This is a genomic window from Zoogloea sp. (genome assembly GCF_030157465.1).
GTDB lineage: Bacteria > Pseudomonadota > Gammaproteobacteria > Burkholderiales > Rhodocyclaceae > Zoogloea.
Window position 1 is genome coordinate 1 of the sequence record NZ_JAOAUU010000102.1, and the last position, 13,645, is coordinate 13,645.

The 13,645-nt window shown below is 55.3% G+C and carries 27 protein-coding genes; all 27 read left to right on the forward strand.

Features of this window, described 5'->3' with window-relative positions; all coding sequences use genetic code 11:
• Positions 1-108: 108 nt before the first annotated feature.
• Positions 109-420, forward strand: coding sequence for a 30S ribosomal protein S10 (rpsJ, locus tag Q1W26_RS12750; protein ID WP_079432648.1), 312 nt, complete (start codon positions 109-111; stop codon positions 418-420).
• A gap of 117 nt (positions 421-537) precedes the next feature.
• Positions 538-1,182 (forward strand): 50S ribosomal protein L3, encoded by a 645-nt coding sequence (gene rplC, locus Q1W26_RS12755; protein WP_300440671.1) that lies wholly within the window; start codon positions 538-540, stop codon positions 1,180-1,182.
• 11 nt (positions 1,183-1,193) lie between these two features.
• Positions 1,194-1,814, forward strand: a complete 621-nt coding sequence (gene rplD / locus Q1W26_RS12760) for a 50S ribosomal protein L4 (protein WP_300440673.1) — start codon at positions 1,194-1,196, stop codon at positions 1,812-1,814.
• A complete protein-coding gene (gene rplW, locus Q1W26_RS12765) occupies positions 1,811-2,116 on the forward strand; it encodes a 50S ribosomal protein L23 (RefSeq protein WP_148579676.1) in 306 nt (101 codons plus the stop codon). The genes rplD and rplW overlap by 4 nt, the downstream gene beginning before the upstream one ends.
• 5 nt (positions 2,117-2,121) lie before the next feature.
• Positions 2,122-2,949: a 50S ribosomal protein L2 gene (rplB, locus tag Q1W26_RS12770; protein WP_300440676.1), complete on the forward strand. Its 828-nt coding sequence runs from the start codon at positions 2,122-2,124 to the stop codon at positions 2,947-2,949.
• Between the two features lie 10 nt (positions 2,950-2,959).
• Positions 2,960-3,235, forward strand: coding sequence for a 30S ribosomal protein S19 (gene rpsS, locus Q1W26_RS12775; protein WP_300440681.1), 276 nt, complete (start codon positions 2,960-2,962; stop codon positions 3,233-3,235).
• An 11-nt stretch (positions 3,236-3,246) separates the two neighbouring features.
• Positions 3,247-3,576, forward strand: coding sequence for a 50S ribosomal protein L22 (gene rplV / locus Q1W26_RS12780; protein WP_300440683.1), 330 nt, complete (start codon positions 3,247-3,249; stop codon positions 3,574-3,576).
• 9 nt (positions 3,577-3,585) lie between these two features.
• Positions 3,586-4,410 carry a 30S ribosomal protein S3 gene (gene rpsC, locus Q1W26_RS12785; protein ID WP_300440686.1) on the forward strand — a complete coding sequence of 275 codons (825 nt, stop codon included), beginning with the start codon at positions 3,586-3,588 and terminating at the stop codon, positions 4,408-4,410.
• Positions 4,379-4,792 (forward strand): 50S ribosomal protein L16, encoded by a 414-nt coding sequence (gene rplP / locus Q1W26_RS12790; RefSeq protein ID WP_079432654.1) that lies wholly within the window; start codon positions 4,379-4,381, stop codon positions 4,790-4,792. Before rpsC ends, rplP begins: the two co-directional genes overlap by 32 nt.
• A gap of 3 nt (positions 4,793-4,795) precedes the next feature.
• Positions 4,796-4,990: a 50S ribosomal protein L29 gene (rpmC, locus tag Q1W26_RS12795; RefSeq protein WP_300440689.1), complete on the forward strand. Its 195-nt coding sequence runs from the start codon at positions 4,796-4,798 to the stop codon at positions 4,988-4,990.
• Positions 4,987-5,256 (forward strand): 30S ribosomal protein S17, encoded by a 270-nt coding sequence (gene rpsQ / locus Q1W26_RS12800; protein WP_300440692.1) that lies wholly within the window; start codon positions 4,987-4,989, stop codon positions 5,254-5,256. Before rpmC ends, rpsQ begins: the two co-directional genes overlap by 4 nt.
• Before the next feature lie 148 nt (positions 5,257-5,404).
• Positions 5,405-5,773: a 50S ribosomal protein L14 gene (rplN, locus tag Q1W26_RS12805; RefSeq protein ID WP_141354256.1), complete on the forward strand. Its 369-nt coding sequence runs from the start codon at positions 5,405-5,407 to the stop codon at positions 5,771-5,773.
• 9 nt (positions 5,774-5,782) lie between these two features.
• Positions 5,783-6,097 carry a 50S ribosomal protein L24 gene (rplX, locus tag Q1W26_RS12810; protein WP_300440695.1) on the forward strand — a complete coding sequence of 105 codons (315 nt, stop codon included), beginning with the start codon at positions 5,783-5,785 and terminating at the stop codon, positions 6,095-6,097.
• A gap of 9 nt (positions 6,098-6,106) precedes the next feature.
• Positions 6,107-6,646, forward strand: a complete 540-nt coding sequence (rplE, locus tag Q1W26_RS12815; protein WP_300440699.1) for a 50S ribosomal protein L5 — start codon at positions 6,107-6,109, stop codon at positions 6,644-6,646.
• Positions 6,647-6,653: 7 nt separating this feature from the next.
• Positions 6,654-6,959, forward strand: coding sequence for a 30S ribosomal protein S14 (gene rpsN, locus Q1W26_RS12820; protein WP_300440702.1), 306 nt, complete (start codon positions 6,654-6,656; stop codon positions 6,957-6,959).
• Between the two features lie 10 nt (positions 6,960-6,969).
• Entirely contained in the window at positions 6,970-7,365 is a 396-nt protein-coding gene (gene rpsH / locus Q1W26_RS12825) for a 30S ribosomal protein S8 (protein WP_300440705.1), read from the forward strand.
• Between the two features lie 12 nt (positions 7,366-7,377).
• Positions 7,378-7,911, forward strand: coding sequence for a 50S ribosomal protein L6 (gene rplF, locus Q1W26_RS12830; RefSeq protein WP_300440708.1), 534 nt, complete (start codon positions 7,378-7,380; stop codon positions 7,909-7,911).
• 12 nt (positions 7,912-7,923) lie between these two features.
• Positions 7,924-8,277: a 50S ribosomal protein L18 gene (gene rplR / locus Q1W26_RS12835; protein WP_300440729.1), complete on the forward strand. Its 354-nt coding sequence runs from the start codon at positions 7,924-7,926 to the stop codon at positions 8,275-8,277.
• 12 nt (positions 8,278-8,289) lie between these two features.
• Entirely contained in the window at positions 8,290-8,814 is a 525-nt protein-coding gene (gene rpsE / locus Q1W26_RS12840; RefSeq protein ID WP_300440711.1) for a 30S ribosomal protein S5, read from the forward strand.
• A 3-nt stretch (positions 8,815-8,817) separates the two neighbouring features.
• Positions 8,818-9,000, forward strand: a complete 183-nt coding sequence (rpmD, locus tag Q1W26_RS12845) for a 50S ribosomal protein L30 (protein ID WP_300440715.1) — start codon at positions 8,818-8,820, stop codon at positions 8,998-9,000.
• Positions 9,001-9,441, forward strand: coding sequence for a 50S ribosomal protein L15 (gene rplO, locus Q1W26_RS12850; RefSeq protein ID WP_300440718.1), 441 nt, complete (start codon positions 9,001-9,003; stop codon positions 9,439-9,441).
• A gap of 71 nt (positions 9,442-9,512) precedes the next feature.
• The gene (gene secY, locus Q1W26_RS12855) at positions 9,513-10,775 is read left to right on the forward strand and encodes a preprotein translocase subunit SecY (RefSeq protein ID WP_300440732.1); all 1,263 of its coding nucleotides are present in this window, start codon (positions 9,513-9,515) and stop codon (positions 10,773-10,775) included.
• Positions 10,776-11,023: 248 nt separating this feature from the next.
• A complete protein-coding gene (rpmJ, locus tag Q1W26_RS12860) occupies positions 11,024-11,137 on the forward strand; it encodes a 50S ribosomal protein L36 (protein ID WP_079432668.1) in 114 nt (37 codons plus the stop codon).
• 53 nt (positions 11,138-11,190) lie between these two features.
• Positions 11,191-11,553 (forward strand): 30S ribosomal protein S13, encoded by a 363-nt coding sequence (gene rpsM, locus Q1W26_RS12865; RefSeq protein WP_300440721.1) that lies wholly within the window; start codon positions 11,191-11,193, stop codon positions 11,551-11,553.
• Between the two features lie 13 nt (positions 11,554-11,566).
• Entirely contained in the window at positions 11,567-11,956 is a 390-nt protein-coding gene (rpsK, locus tag Q1W26_RS12870; protein ID WP_079432670.1) for a 30S ribosomal protein S11, read from the forward strand.
• A gap of 14 nt (positions 11,957-11,970) precedes the next feature.
• The gene (gene rpsD / locus Q1W26_RS12875) at positions 11,971-12,600 is read left to right on the forward strand and encodes a 30S ribosomal protein S4 (RefSeq protein WP_300440723.1); all 630 of its coding nucleotides are present in this window, start codon (positions 11,971-11,973) and stop codon (positions 12,598-12,600) included.
• Between the two features lie 42 nt (positions 12,601-12,642).
• Entirely contained in the window at positions 12,643-13,623 is a 981-nt protein-coding gene (gene rpoA, locus Q1W26_RS12880) for a DNA-directed RNA polymerase subunit alpha (protein WP_300440726.1), read from the forward strand.
• Positions 13,624-13,645 lie beyond the last annotated feature (22 nt).

Here is a 13,645-nt window from a genome sequence, read left to right on the forward strand (position 1 = left end):
TGAAGGCGGTCGTACCGTCGGCGCCGGTGTCGTTGCCAAGGTTATCGAGTAATATGTGTTCGGGTGTGGTACATGGTGTACCGCACCGACTGCTCTTTGGGAAAAAGCATGCAAAATCAGAAAATCCGTATCCGTCTCAAGGCTTTTGATTACAAGCTGATCGATCAGTCGGCTCTTGAGATTGTTGATACCGCGAAGCGTACTGGTGCTGTCGTTCGTGGTCCCGTGCCGCTGCCGACCCGCATCGAGCGTTTCGACTTGCTTCGTTCGCCGCACGTGAATAAGACGTCGCGCGATCAGTTCGAGATTCGTACCCATCTCCGTCTGATGGACATCGTCGATCCGACTGATAAAACCGTTGATGCGCTGATGAAGCTGGATCTTCCCGCTGGCGTCGACGTAGAAATCAAGCTGCAGTAACGCAAAACTATTGCGCTTTAAGCACGAGGGCCGATATAATCCGGCCCTTGTGCTTTCGGGCGCAGTTTGTATTGACAATCGGTCCTGGTCAATCGCAACCAGGGTAAGGAGAATAAAATGAGTCTAGGCCTTGTCGGGCGCAAGGTGGGCATGACTCGCATTTTTGCCGAGGATGGTCAATCCATTCCGGTGACTGTGCTGGATGTGTCCAATAACCGTGTGACCCAGATCAAAACGGCTGAAACGGACGGCTATTCAGCTGTCCAGGTGACCTTCGGTGTTCGTCGCGCTAGTCGCGTGAACAAAGCTGCCGCTGGTCATCTTGCCAAGGCTGGCGTTGAAGCCGGTCATGTCCTCAGGGAATTTCGTGTCGACGTCGAGGGCCTGTCTTCTCTGAAGGCTGGCGACGTCGTTGGCGTTGATATCTTTGCGGTCGGTCAAAAAGTTGATGTTAGCGGTGTTTCCCTTGGTAAGGGTTATGCCGGTACGATCAAGCGTCATAATTTCGCTTCTGGTCGTCAGACTCACGGTAACTCCCGTAGTCACAATGTTCCTGGTTCTATTGGTATGGCGCAGGATCCCGGTCGTGTTTTTCCGGGTAAGCGCATGACCGGGCACCTGGGCGCGGCTAAGTGCACGGTGCAGAACCTTGAAGTGGTTCGCGTAGATGTAGAGCGCGGCCTTTTGTTGATCAAGGGCGGTGTGCCTGGTCATGATGGCGGCGATGTTGTTGTTCGTCCTGCTGTCAAGGCCGGCAACTGACGGGAGGCGAGATGGAACTGAAGCTGTTGAACGAACAGGGACAGGCGTCTGCCACCCTGGAGGCGTCCGATGCGCTGTTTGGTCGTGAATACAACGAAGCCCTGATTCATCAGGTGGTCGTGGCGTATCAGGCCAATGCTCGCTCTGGAAATCGTGCCCAGAAGGGGCGCGATGAAGTCTCCCATACGACCCACAAGCCCTGGCGTCAAAAGGGCACTGGTCGTGCTCGCTCGGGTATGAGTTCGAGCCCGATCTGGCGTGGAGGCGGTCGTGCTTTCCCGAATCGGCCTGATGAGAATTTCTCCCATAAGGTTAACCGGAAGATGTACCGCGCCGGCGTTGCTGCGATTATGTCCCAGCTTGTCCGTGATGGTCGTTTGTCCGTTGTTGAGGGTTTTGGCGTTGATGCACCGAAGACCAAGCTGCTTGCCCAGAAATTGAAGGGTATGGGGCTGGAGTCTGTTCTGGTTATCACTGATTCCTTTGACGAAAATCTTTACCTGTCGTCCCGCAATCTTCCGAACGTGCTCGTTCTTGAAGTGAGCGAAGCCGATCCGGTTTCCCTGGTGCGTTTCCCTAATGTGCTCGTCACTAAGGGTGCTGTCGCCAAGATGGAGGAAATGTGGCAATGAGCGCATTTAAAGAAGAGCGTCTGATGCAGGTGCTGCTCGCTCCACAGATCTCTGAGAAGGCGACTTATATCGCCGACAAGAACGAGCAAGTTGTTTTTCGTGTTGCTAGTGATGCGACCAAGCCGGAAGTAAAGGCTGCAGTCGAGCTTCTCTTTAAGGTGGAAGTGAAGGCTGTTCAAGTCTCGAACGTCAAGGGCAAGGAAAAACGCTTTGGCAAGATGACTGGGCGTCGCAAGGGCTGGAAAAAGGCCTACGTGTGCCTTAAGCCTGGCCAAGAAATCAACTTTGCGGCCGGGGAGTAAGCAATATGGCACTCGTTAAAGTCAAGCCGACTTCCGCAGGTCGCCGTGCGGTAGTTAAGGTCGTCAGCCCGGGATTGCACAAGGGTGCACCTGTGGCGTCGTTGGTCGAAAAGCAGTCGAAAACTGCTGGCCGTAATAATAACGGTCATATCACCACGCGGCATAAGGGTGGTGGTCATAAGCAGCACTACCGTGTTGTCGATTTTCGTCGTAACAAAGACGGTATTGTGGCGAAGGTTGAGCGCCTGGAGTATGACCCGAATCGCTCGGCAAATATCGCACTGCTGTGTTACGCCGACGGTGAGCGCCGCTATATCATCGCTTCCAAGGGGCTGGTTGTTGGTCAGACCGTTGTAAGTGGTTCGGAAGCTCCGATCAAGGCGGGTAATGCGCTGCCGATCCGGAACATTCCCGTTGGTACGACTCTGCATTGTGTCGAGATGATTCCCGGTAAGGGAGCCCAGTTGGCGCGTGCGGCTGGTACGTCGGTTCAGCTGCTGGCTCGAGAGGGTATCTACGCTCAGGTTCGTTTGCGCTCGGGAGAAATCCGTCGCGTGCACATCGAATGCCGTGCGACGGTTGGTGAGGTTGGTAACGAAGAGCATAGCCTGCGCAAGATCGGCAAGGCGGGTGCTAATCGTTGGCGTGGCATTCGACCGACCGTTCGCGGTACCGCGATGAACCCGGTTGATCACCCGCACGGTGGTGGCGAAGGCCGTACCGGTGAGGGCCGTGTGCCCGTCAGCCCGTGGGGTCAGCCGACCAAGGGTTATCGTACCCGTAGTGTCAAGCGTACCGACTCCATGATTGTTCAGCGTCGGCACAAGCGATAAGAGGTAACACATGGCACGTTCTATTAAGAAAGGCCCCTTTATCGACGCTCATCTTCTTAAGAAGGTGGACGCGGCACGGGGCTCGAATGACAAGCGTCCGATCAAGACTTGGTCGCGACGCTCTACAGTTCTGCCGGATTTCGTTGGTTTGACCATCGCTGTTCATAACGGTCGTCAGCACATTCCGGTGTATGTTTCAGAAAATATGGTTGGTCACAAGCTCGGCGAATTTGCGCTTACCCGGACGTTTAAGGGTCACGCGGCGAGCAAGAAGGCCAAGCGCTAAGGAGGATGACGATGGAAACTAAAGCCATTCTCCGCGGCGTTCGCCTGTCGGAACAAAAGGGTCGACTTGTTGCGGACCTCGTTCGTGGCAAGACCGTTGAGCAAGCTCTCAACATCTTGACCTTCAGCCCCAAGAAGGGTGCGAAGATCATCAAGAAGGTGGTTGAGTCAGCTATCGCCAATGCCGAGCACAACGATGGTGCTGATATTGATGCCCTGCGCGTCAAGACAATCTACGTTGAGCAAGGTACGACGTTGAAGCGTTTCACCGCCCGCGCAAAAGGCCGTGGAAATCGCATCAGCAAGCCGACCTGCCATATTTATGTGACGGTCGGAGAGTAAGGGGATCCTATGGGACAGAAAATCCATCCGACTGGCTTTCGCCTGGCGGTAACGCGTAACTGGGGCTCGCGCTGGTTCGCTACGGGTAGCGATTTCGCCACGATGCTCAATGAGGACCTGAAGGTCCGTGCGCATTTGAAGAAAAAGCTTGCCCACGCGTCCGTTAGCCGTGTGGTCATCGAACGCCCTGCTAAAAACGCCCGGATTACCGTTTTCAGCGCCCGTCCGGGTGTTGTTATCGGCAAGAAGGGTGAGGACATCGAAAAGCTGAAGGCCGAACTCCAAAGCATCATGGGCGTTCCGGTTCATGTGAATATCGAAGAAGTTCGCAAGCCCGAGACTGATGCGCAGTTGATCGCAGACTCCATTTCTCAGCAGCTCGTCAAGCGGATCATGTTCCGTCGTGCGATGAAGCGTGCCATGCAGAATGCAATGCGCCTTGGTGCGCAGGGTATCAAGATCATGAGTTCCGGGCGTCTGAACGGTGCTGAGATTGCCCGTACAGAATGGTATCGCGAAGGGCGAGTGCCTTTGCACACCTTGCGTGCAGACATCGATTATGGTGTTTCTGAGGCGCATACCACCTATGGTGTTATCGGCATCAAGGTGTGGGTGTACAAGGGTGAGGCGCTTGCTCGTAACGAGCAGCCCGCAGCGACGGATAACGAAGGCGACAACCGTCGCGGTCGTCGTCGCAATGAGGGTGCCGACAACAAGCCGGGTGCCAAGCGGCCCGCACGCCGTACTGGCGGCGAGCAGGCTGATGGCGCAAAACGGATCAAGAAAGAAGCAGGAGTGAATGATGCTGCAGCCGTCGAGAAGGAAGTATCGTAAGGAGCAGAAGGGCCGCAATAAGGGTCTCGCCACCCGCGGCGCCAAGGTAAGCTTTGGCGAGTACGGTCTGAAGGCGGTTGGGCGTGGTCGTCTTACTGCTCGTCAGATCGAGTCTGCTCGTCGTGCGATGACTCGCCACATCAAGCGTGGTGGTCGTATTTGGATTCGCGTTTTCCCGGACAAGCCTATCTCGCAAAAGCCGGCGGAAGTGCGTATGGGTAACGGTAAGGGTAGCCCTGAGTACTGGGTGGCTGAGATCCAGCCGGGCAAAGTTCTTTACGAGATGGATGGTGTTGATGAAGCGCTGGCTCGCGAGGCGTTTCGCCTGGCTGCCGCCAAGCTGCCGATCGAGACCGTCTTCGTTGTCCGGATGGTGGGGTAAAACATGAAAGCTTCGGAATTGCGGGCGAAAGATGCCGGCCAACTGAATGCAGAACTGCTTGAGCTTCTGAAGGCACAGTTCAGCCTTCGCATGCAGATCGCGACGCAGCAGTTGAGCAATACTTCGCAACTCGGCAAAGTTCGTAAGGATATTGCTCGTGTGAGGACCATTCTTCGCGAGAAGGTGGGTGCGAAATGAACGATCAGGCAAAGAAGAACAAGCGCGTTGAAGTTGGCCGCGTTGTGAGTGACAAGATGACCAACACTGTTACGGTGCTGGTCGAGCGTCGTGTGAAGCACCCGCTGTATGGCAAGGTGATCACACGCACTGCGAAGTACCACGCTGATGTTCAGGCTGGTGTTGCGAAGGAAGGTGATCTCGTCGAAATCGAAGAGTGTCGTCCGATCTCCAAGACCAAAACCTGGCGTGTCACGAAGGTTCTTGAGCAGGTTGTGGCTGTTTAAGTAGTTTTGTTGTATAAATGGCTTGCCAAGTGATTGGCAAGCCATTATTATTGCCGTCTTTGCTCTTGCACGGTTCCTGTGCAAGTCCAATCAACCCGAACGGGATCCAAGACTGGCCACGCTTAGTGTGTCAAGTTGGAGAGTTTAAATGATCCAAATGCAAACGATGCTGGACGTGGCCGATAATACCGGCGCACGTTATGTGATGTGCATCAAGGTGTTGGGCGGCTCCAAGCGTCGCTACGCCGGGGTGGGTGACATCATCAAGGTGAGTATCAAAGATGCGGCCCCTCGCGGTCGTGTCAAAAAAGGTGACGTGTATAGCGCCGTGGTGGTTCGTACCGCCAAGGGTGTGCGTCGACCGGATGGCTCGCTGATCAAGTTTGATCGCAATGCGGCGGTCCTGCTTAATAACAAGGGCGAGCCGATCGGTACGCGCATCTTCGGGCCGGTGACGCGTGAGTTGCGCACCGAGAAGTTCATGAAGATCGTATCCCTGGCGCCCGAAGTTCTTTAAGGAGTAGTTGTGAATAAGATTCGCAAAGGCGACGAAGTTGCCGTCCTTACGGGCAAGGATAAGGGTAAGCGCGGTACCGTGCTGCGAGCTGATGCTGACTTCGTTGTTGTTGAAGGCATTAACCGCGTTAAGAAGCACGTCCGTCCGAACCCGATGAAGGGCCAGGTTGGCGGCATTATCGAAAAGGAAATGCCGATTCAGGCTTCTAACGTGGCAGTGTTTAATGCAGCTACGCAGAAGCCCGGTCGCGTGGGCTTCAAAGTGCTTGAGGATGGTCGCAAGGTGCGCGTCTTCAAGTCCAGTGGCGAAGTAGTGGATGCGTAAGGGATAGTCATGGCGCGCCTGCAAGAATTCTATAAAGAGACCATTTCGCCGGAGCTTCTTCAAAAGTTCGGTTACAAATCGGTCATGCAAGTACCGCGGATCACCAAAATCACCCTGAACATGGGTGTTGGTGAAGCTGTGGGTGACAAGAAAGTGCTCGACTACGCCGTCGGTGATCTGCAGAAGGTTGCGGGTCAGAAGCCGGTCACGACCAAAGCCAAGAAGTCGATCGCTGGCTTCAAGATTCGTGATGGCTATCCGATCGGTTGCATGGTTACGCTTCGCGGACCGCGTATGTACGAGTTTCTGGATCGCTTGGTGACTATTGCCATGCCGCGTATTCGCGACTTCCGCGGTATTGCTGGTAAGGGTTTTGATGGCCGGGGTAATTACAACCTGGGCGTCAAGGAGCAGATTATTTTCCCGGAAATCGAGTACGACAAAATCGATGCTCTGCGCGGGATGAATATCAGCATCACTACGACTGCGAAGTCGGACGACGAGGCGCGCGCACTGCTCGCTGCGTTCAAGTTCCCTTTTAAGAACTGAGGGTTTTATGGCGAAACTGTCCCTGATCAATCGCGAAGAGAAGCGTGCAAAGACTGTTGCGAAATTCGCAGCAAAGCGCGCGGCTCTGTTCGAGCAGATCAACAACGCCAAGCTGTCGGACGAGGAGCGTATGGCTGCACGTCTTAAGCTGCAGCAATTGCCGCGTAACGCGAGTCCGAGCCGTCAGCGTAATCGCTGCGAGCAAACCGGTCGTCCGCGTGGTGTTTTCCGTAAATTCGGTCTGTGCCGTAACAAGCTGCGCGAAGTTGCCTTCCGCGGTGAAGTTCCTGGCATGACCAAGGCAAGCTGGTAAGGGGTCGAAGATGAGCATGTCTGATCCGATCGCCGATATGCTGACGCGGATTCGTAACGCGCAGCAGGCGCAAAAGAGCTCTGTCGCGATGCCCTCCTCTAAGCTGAAGGTGGCGATTGCAAAGGTTCTGAAGAGCGAAGGTTATATTGATGACTTCGCTGTCAATCAAAACGATGGTAAGCCTGAGCTTGGGCTGTCGCTGAAGTACTATGCAGGCCGTCCGGTTATCGAGCGCATTGAGCGCGTTAGCCGTCCTGGTCTTCGTGTGTACAAGGGCTGCGATGATCTGCCTCGTGTAATGAACGGCTTGGGTGTGGCAATTGTTTCGACGCCCAAGGGTGTGATGACCGACCGCGCTGCGCGCGCTGCCAGTGCTGGCGGCGAAGTGCTCTGCATCGTGGCTTAAGGGAGAGTTGATATGTCCCGTGTAGCCAAGAATCCGGTTGTTTTGCCTGCAGGCGTTGATGTCAGCATTGATGCGTCGCAAATTATCGTCAAGGGGCCTCTTGGTTCTCTTGCACAGGCTCTGCATCCGTCTGTGAAAGTTGAGCGCGGCGAAGCCGGTGTTCAATGTACGGCAATTGAAGGTGCTGTTAATAGCAAAGCCATGTCCGGGACAATGCGTGCCCTTGTCAATAACATGGTTACCGGCGTTTCGAAGGGTTTTGAGCGAAAGCTGAACCTGGTGGGCGTTGGTTATCGTGCTCAGGCTCAAGGTGACAAGTTGAACCTGACGCTGGGCTTCTCCCACCCTGTCGTGCATCAAATGCCGGCCGGCGTGAAGGTGGAAACGCCCACCCAGACCGAAATTGTTATCAAGGGTGTCGACAAGCAAGCTGTCGGCAAGGTTGCTGCTGAAGTCCGCGCCTATCGAGCTCCGGAGCCCTATAAGGGCAAGGGTGTCCGCTATGCAGATGAAGTGGTTGTCTTGAAAGAAACCAAGAAGAAGTAAGGGCGGATCATGATCACCAAGAAGGAAACGCGTTTGCGCCGGTCACGGAAAACCCGTGCCAAGATTGCGGAAATGAAGGCAGTCCGTCTGTCCGTGTTCCGTTCGAACAGCCACATCTATGCGCAAGTTATCGCAGGTTGTGGTTCCAAGGTTTTGGCTGCCGCTTCTACCGTGGAGGCCGAAGTTCGGTCCCAGGTTTCGAACGGGGGCAACAAGGCGGCCGCCGAGCTGGTCGGTAAGCTGATTGCAGAGCGCGCCAAGGCGGCGGGTATCGAGGCGGTCGCTTTTGATCGGTCCGGTTTCCAGTATCACGGCCGCGTCAAAGCGCTTGCCGAAGCCGCCCGCGAAGGCGGATTGAAGTTCTAAGCGAGGTTTAGCATGGCTAAGCAGCAAACTAAGAAAGTGCAGGCCTCGGATGAGCGCGATGATGGCCTGCGCGAAAAGATGGTTTCCATCAATCGCGTAACCAAAGTTGTGAAGGGCGGCCGGATCCTCGGTTTTGCAGCTCTTACGGTGGTTGGTGATGGTGACGGCGGCATTGGTATGGGCAAGGGCAAGTCCCGTGAAGTACCAGTTGCCGTTCAGAAGGCGATGGAAGAAGCTCGTCGCAAAATGAACAAGGTTTCACTGAAGAACGGCACCTTGCATCATTCGGTGACCGGCAAGCACGGAGCATCTTTTGTTCTCATGCAGCCGGCTCCGACGGGTACCGGGATCATCGCTGGCGGTGCAATGCGTGCCGTTTTCGAAGTTATGGGCGTTACCGATATTATCGCGAAGTCCATTGGTTCGACGAATCCGTACAACGTCGTCCGTGCGACGCTGAACGGGCTTATGGCCACCAACGCTCCTTCGGTTATTGCTGCCAAGCGCGGCAAGACTGTTGAAGAGATTCAGGGGTAAGTCATGTCCGATAAGAAATTGAAGGTTACGCTTGTCAAGAGCGTTATCGGTACGAAGCAATCCCATCGTGCAACCGTTCGCGGTCTTGGACTTCGCCGACTCCACCACACGGTGGAACTGCAGGACACTCCTGCAGTACGCGGCATGATTACCAAGGTCGCTTACCTCGTTAAGTGTGAGGCTTAAATGCGCCTGAATGCCATCAAACCTGCAGCGGGCGCAAAGCACGCTGCTAAACGAGTGGGTCGTGGAATCGGTAGCGGTCTTGGTAAGACTGCTGGCCGAGGCCATAAGGGCCAAAAGTCCCGTACCGGTGGATTCCACAAAGTCGGTTTCGAGGGCGGTCAGATGCCCATGCAGCGTCGTCTGCCGAAGCGTGGTTTTGTTTCCCTGACGCGTGCGCGTATCGCTGAAGTTCGTCTTTCGGAGCTTGAGGCTCTGCCGGTGGATGATGTTGATTTGCTCGTTCTCCAGCAAGCAGGCATTGTTGCTGCCGACGCGTTGGCTGCTAAGGTTGTTCTTTCGGGCGCAATCGCCCGTAAGGTTAACCTGCGCGGTGTCGGTGTGACGAAGGGTGCCAAGGCGGCTATCGAAGCTGTCGGTGGTACTGTCGAGTCTGCTGAGTAAGGCGTAACGTGGCTAATCAACCGTCCGCGCTTGCGGCGCCAGGAAAGTTCGGGGATCTCAAGCGCCGCTTGATGTTCTTGCTTGGCGCACTGATCGTTTATCGGATCGGTGCGCACATTCCGGTGCCCGGTATCGATCCGATAGCATTGGCGGATCTGTTCAAGAGCCAAAAGGGTGGCATCCTCGGGGTGTTCAACTTGTTTTCTGGCGGTGCTCTTTCTCGTTTCACTATCTTCGCGCTAGGGATCATGCCGTACATTTCGGCATCGATCATCATGCAGTTGCTGACAGTTGCTTCGCCGCAGCTCGAGGCTATCAAGAAGGAAGGCGAGGCAGGGCGTCGCAAGATCACTCAGTACACGCGTTACGGGACGCTGGCACTTGCACTTTTTCAGGGCTTGGGCATTGCGGTTGCTCTTGAGTCTCAGCAGGGCTTGGTTCTCGATCCCGGCATGATGTTCCGTTTTGTTACGGTGTCGACGCTGGTGACAGGGACAATGTTCCTGATGTGGCTTGGCGAGCAGATTACAGAGCGCGGTCTTGGTAACGGCATTTCCATCATCATTTTCGCTGGTATCGCTGCTGGATTGCCGAACTCGCTTGGTGGGTTGTTCGAGCTTGTGCGTACTGGCGCGATGCATCCCTTTACTGCCCTCGTTATTTGTGTGCTTGTGGTAGTCGTGACGGGTGTCGTCGTGTTTGTAGAACGCGGCCAGCGAAAGATTTTGGTGAACTACGCCAAGCGACAAGTAGGCAACAAAATCTATGGTGGTCAGAGTTCACACTTGCCGTTGAAGTTGAACATGGCTGGTGTTATTCCTCCGATTTTTGCGTCGAGCATAATTTTGTTTCCCGCGACCCTGGCTCAGTGGTTCGGATCGTCGGAAAGCATGACTTGGCTCAAGGATTTGGGGTCCACACTTGCTCCCGGTCAGCCTATCTATGTGATTCTCTATGCAGCGGCTATCGTGTTTTTTTGTTTCTTCTACACGGCGTTGGTCTTCAATTCGAAGGAAACTGCCGACAATCTGAAGAAAAGCGGTGCCTTTGTTCCGGGAATCCGGCCTGGTGAGCAGACGGCTCGTTACATCGACAAGATCCTCATGCGGCTGACGTTGGCTGGTGCTGTCTATATCACCTTGGTCTGCCTGCTGCCCGAGTTTCTGATCCTGAAGTGGAATGTGCCGTTTTACTTCGGCGGGACATCCTTGCTGATCATCGTGGTGGTGACGATGGATTTCATGTCCCAGGTTCAGGCCTATGTCATGTCCCACCAGTACGAAAGCCTTCTGAAGAAGGCGAACTTCAAGGGTTCGCGGGCCTCGCTCAAGTAAGGTCATGGCGAAGGAAGGTTGGGTTCAAATGCAGGTTGAGGGTTTTTCAGGTCCTCCCTCTGCGCAACCTTCAGGGCATAGCTAGAAAGTGGTCACGTTGTACTCGGCCACATCCCCGAAAAAGCTTAGGTAGGCTTTAAGCCCCTTGCCTACGGGGGTAGGGTACGGTGCAGCGTGGGCCGTATGATTTGAGCAGGGCCCGGATCGTTTTCCGAGCGAAATAACAGAAAAGTAGTTAGGAGCTAGAAATGAGAGTTCAAGCATCGGTCAAGCGGCTTTGCAGAAACTGCAAGATTGTCCGTCGCAAAGGTGTCGTTCGCGTGATCTGTACGGATCCGCGACACAAGCAGCGTCAGGGTTGATGCGGTCACCCGCATTCTTTATAATTTAATGTTTAGCATTTTGGGGTGAACGCATGGCCCGCATTGCAGGGGTAAACATTCCCAACCACAAGCACACCGAGATCGCTTTGACTGCGATTTTCGGTATCGGACGCACTCGCGCACAACTGATCTGTGATGCGGCCGGTGTTGGTCGATCTGCCAAGATCAAGGACCTCACAGAGTCCGACATGGAACGCCTTCGCGACGAAGTCGCAAAGTTCACTGTAGAAGGTGATCTGCGCCGTGAAGTGACGATGTGTATCAAACGCCTCATGGACCTGGGGTGCTATCGCGGGGTACGCCATCGTCGTGGTCTGCCCCTTCGTGGCCAGCGCACGCGTACCAATGCCCGTACCCGCAAGGGGCCGCGCAAGGCGATCGCCGGCAAGAAGTAATCAGGGATAAGACATGGCAAAGACTGCTGCGAAGGTTCGCAAGAAGATCAAGAAGAACGTGGCCGAGGGTATCGCCCACGTTCACGCTTCTTTCAATAACACGATCATCACGATCACCGATCGCCAGGGTAACGCGCTGTCGTGGGCTACCTCTGGTGGCGCCGGCTTCAAGGGTTCGCGTAAGAGCACCCCGTTTGCTGCCCAGGTTGCCGCTGAAGCGGCTGGCAAGGTCGCTATCGAGTGCGGAATCAAGAATCTGGAAGTTCGCGTGAAGGGCCCCGGCCCCGGCCGTGAGTCCAGCGTTCGTGCGCTGAATGCGCTGGGTATCAAGATCACTACGATCACTGATATCACGCCGATTCCGCACAACGGCTGCCGCCCGCCGAAGAAGCGTCGTATCTGACAAGGAGTTAAACAGTGGCTCGTAATCTTGACCCCAAGTGCCGCCAGTGCCGTCGCGAGGGTGAAAAGCTCTTCCTTAAGGGCGAAAAGTGCTTTACCGACAAGTGCGCGATTGAGCGTCGTTCATACGCTCCTGGTCAGCACGGCCAGAAGTCTGGCCAGCGCTTGTCTGGCTACGGCGTCCAGCTTCGCGAGAAGCAGAAGATCCGTCGTCTTTATGGCGTGCTGGAACGTCAGTTCCGCAAGACGTATGCCGAGGCCGATCGTCGTAAAGGGCAGACCGGTGAGAACCTTCTTCAGCTGCTCGAAGGTCGTCTTGATGCGGTAGCTTACCGCATGGGTTTTGGTGCTTCACGCGCCGAAGCCCGTCAGGTCGTGCGCCACAATGGCGTGCTGGTGAACGGCAAGCGGGTTAACATCCCGTCTTACACGGTTCGCCCGGGCGATCAGATCCAGCTGACCGATCTGGCTCGTAACCAGTTGCGCGTGAAGGCTGCTCTTGAGGCTGCCGAATCCCGTGGTTACCCGGAGTGGCTGGAAGTCGATATCAAGGCCGGCAAAGGCGTCTTCAAGGCTTATCCGCAGCGCGCGGAGTTGCCTGCGACCCTGAACGAAGGTCTGGTTGTCGAACTGTATTCGCGTTAATGGTGGTCGCGCCTATGGCGCGACTCTATAGAAGGATTGTCGATGCAAAGTAATGCTCTGCTGAAACCGCGCATCATTGAGGTGCAGAACGTTTCGCCGGTGCACGCTCGTGTGACGATGGAGCCGTTTGAACGCGGATTCGGTCATACGCTTGGGAATGCGCTCCGTCGAATTCTGCTGTCCTCGTTGCCGGGCTACGCACCGACCGAGGTGTCGATCGAGGGCGTACTGCATGAGTACTCGACGCTGGATGGTGTGCGGGAAGACGTAGTCGACCTGCTGCTGAACCTGAAGGGTGTCGTTCTCAAGTTGCACGGCCGTACGGAAGCGACGCTTTCTCTGGTGAAGTCCGGTGAGGGTGTCGTTACGGCTGCGGACATTGAAGTGTCTCATGATGTTGAGGTGATCAATCCTGATCATGTACTGGCTCATCTTGCTCCTGGTGGCAAGCTGGATCTGCAGATCAAGGTCGAACAGGGCCGTGGCTACGTGCCTGGCAATCAGCGTCCTGCAGCTGGCGAAACGAAGTCCATCGGTCGTATTGTGCTGGATGCTTCGTTCAGCCCCGTCCGTCGGGTGAGTTACTCCGTCGAGAGCGCTCGTGTCGAGCAGCGTACTGATTTGGATCGTCTTGTTCTCGATATCGAGACGAACGGCGCTGTTGATCCGGAGGAGGCTGTGCGCTTTGCCGCGCGCGTGCTGATGGATCAATTGTCTGTTTTCGCAGATCTGGAAGGTACGCCCACGGCTGTTGAAGCTCCGAAGGCTCCGGCAATTGATCCGATTTTGCTCCGTCCGGTTGATGATCTCGAACTTACAGTTCGCTCGGCGAATTGTCTGAAGGCCGAGAACATCTATTACATCGGTGATCTGATCCAGCGCACCGAAACCGAACTGCTCAAGACGCCCAATCTGGGCCGGAAGTCGCTTAACGAGATCAAGGAAGTCCTTGCCTCGCGCGGTTTGACGCTGGGCATGAAACTTGAAAACTGGCCGCCGGCCGGGCTGGAAAAGCTCGGTTGAGCGTAACGAAGAAGAGGTAATT

What these genes read in the sequence shown, in the direction of transcription:
- rplO (WP_300440718.1), top strand. Translation starts at nt 9,001, where the DNA reads ATGCGCCTGAATGCCATCAAACCTGCAGCGGGCGCAAAGCACGCTGCT.
- rplC (WP_300440671.1), top strand. Translation starts at nt 538, where the DNA reads ATGAGTCTAGGCCTTGTCGGGCGCAAGGTGGGCATGACTCGCATTTTT.
- rplN (WP_141354256.1), top strand. Translation starts at nt 5,405, where the DNA reads ATGATCCAAATGCAAACGATGCTGGACGTGGCCGATAATACCGGCGCA.
- rplF (WP_300440708.1), top strand. Translation starts at nt 7,378, where the DNA reads ATGTCCCGTGTAGCCAAGAATCCGGTTGTTTTGCCTGCAGGCGTTGAT.
- secY (WP_300440732.1), top strand. Translation starts at nt 9,513, where the DNA reads ATGTTCTTGCTTGGCGCACTGATCGTTTATCGGATCGGTGCGCACATT.
- rpsE (WP_300440711.1), top strand. Translation starts at nt 8,290, where the DNA reads ATGGCTAAGCAGCAAACTAAGAAAGTGCAGGCCTCGGATGAGCGCGAT.
- rpmJ (WP_079432668.1), top strand. Translation starts at nt 11,024, where the DNA reads ATGAGAGTTCAAGCATCGGTCAAGCGGCTTTGCAGAAACTGCAAGATT.
- rpmD (WP_300440715.1), top strand. Translation starts at nt 8,818, where the DNA reads ATGTCCGATAAGAAATTGAAGGTTACGCTTGTCAAGAGCGTTATCGGT.
- rplD (WP_300440673.1), top strand. Translation starts at nt 1,194, where the DNA reads ATGGAACTGAAGCTGTTGAACGAACAGGGACAGGCGTCTGCCACCCTG.
- rplB (WP_300440676.1), top strand. Translation starts at nt 2,122, where the DNA reads ATGGCACTCGTTAAAGTCAAGCCGACTTCCGCAGGTCGCCGTGCGGTA.
- rpsJ (WP_079432648.1), top strand. Translation starts at nt 109, where the DNA reads ATGCAAAATCAGAAAATCCGTATCCGTCTCAAGGCTTTTGATTACAAG.
- rpmC (WP_300440689.1), top strand. Translation starts at nt 4,796, where the DNA reads ATGAAAGCTTCGGAATTGCGGGCGAAAGATGCCGGCCAACTGAATGCA.
- rpsN (WP_300440702.1), top strand. Translation starts at nt 6,654, where the DNA reads ATGGCGAAACTGTCCCTGATCAATCGCGAAGAGAAGCGTGCAAAGACT.
- rplE (WP_300440699.1), top strand. Translation starts at nt 6,107, where the DNA reads ATGGCGCGCCTGCAAGAATTCTATAAAGAGACCATTTCGCCGGAGCTT.
- rpsM (WP_300440721.1), top strand. Translation starts at nt 11,191, where the DNA reads ATGGCCCGCATTGCAGGGGTAAACATTCCCAACCACAAGCACACCGAG.
- rpsK (WP_079432670.1), top strand. Translation starts at nt 11,567, where the DNA reads ATGGCAAAGACTGCTGCGAAGGTTCGCAAGAAGATCAAGAAGAACGTG.
- rpsH (WP_300440705.1), top strand. Translation starts at nt 6,970, where the DNA reads ATGAGCATGTCTGATCCGATCGCCGATATGCTGACGCGGATTCGTAAC.
- rpsQ (WP_300440692.1), top strand. Translation starts at nt 4,987, where the DNA reads ATGAACGATCAGGCAAAGAAGAACAAGCGCGTTGAAGTTGGCCGCGTT.
- rpoA (WP_300440726.1), top strand. Translation starts at nt 12,643, where the DNA reads ATGCAAAGTAATGCTCTGCTGAAACCGCGCATCATTGAGGTGCAGAAC.
- rplV (WP_300440683.1), top strand. Translation starts at nt 3,247, where the DNA reads ATGGAAACTAAAGCCATTCTCCGCGGCGTTCGCCTGTCGGAACAAAAG.
- rplP (WP_079432654.1), top strand. Translation starts at nt 4,379, where the DNA reads ATGCTGCAGCCGTCGAGAAGGAAGTATCGTAAGGAGCAGAAGGGCCGC.
- rplW (WP_148579676.1), top strand. Translation starts at nt 1,811, where the DNA reads ATGAGCGCATTTAAAGAAGAGCGTCTGATGCAGGTGCTGCTCGCTCCA.
- rpsC (WP_300440686.1), top strand. Translation starts at nt 3,586, where the DNA reads ATGGGACAGAAAATCCATCCGACTGGCTTTCGCCTGGCGGTAACGCGT.
- rpsS (WP_300440681.1), top strand. Translation starts at nt 2,960, where the DNA reads ATGGCACGTTCTATTAAGAAAGGCCCCTTTATCGACGCTCATCTTCTT.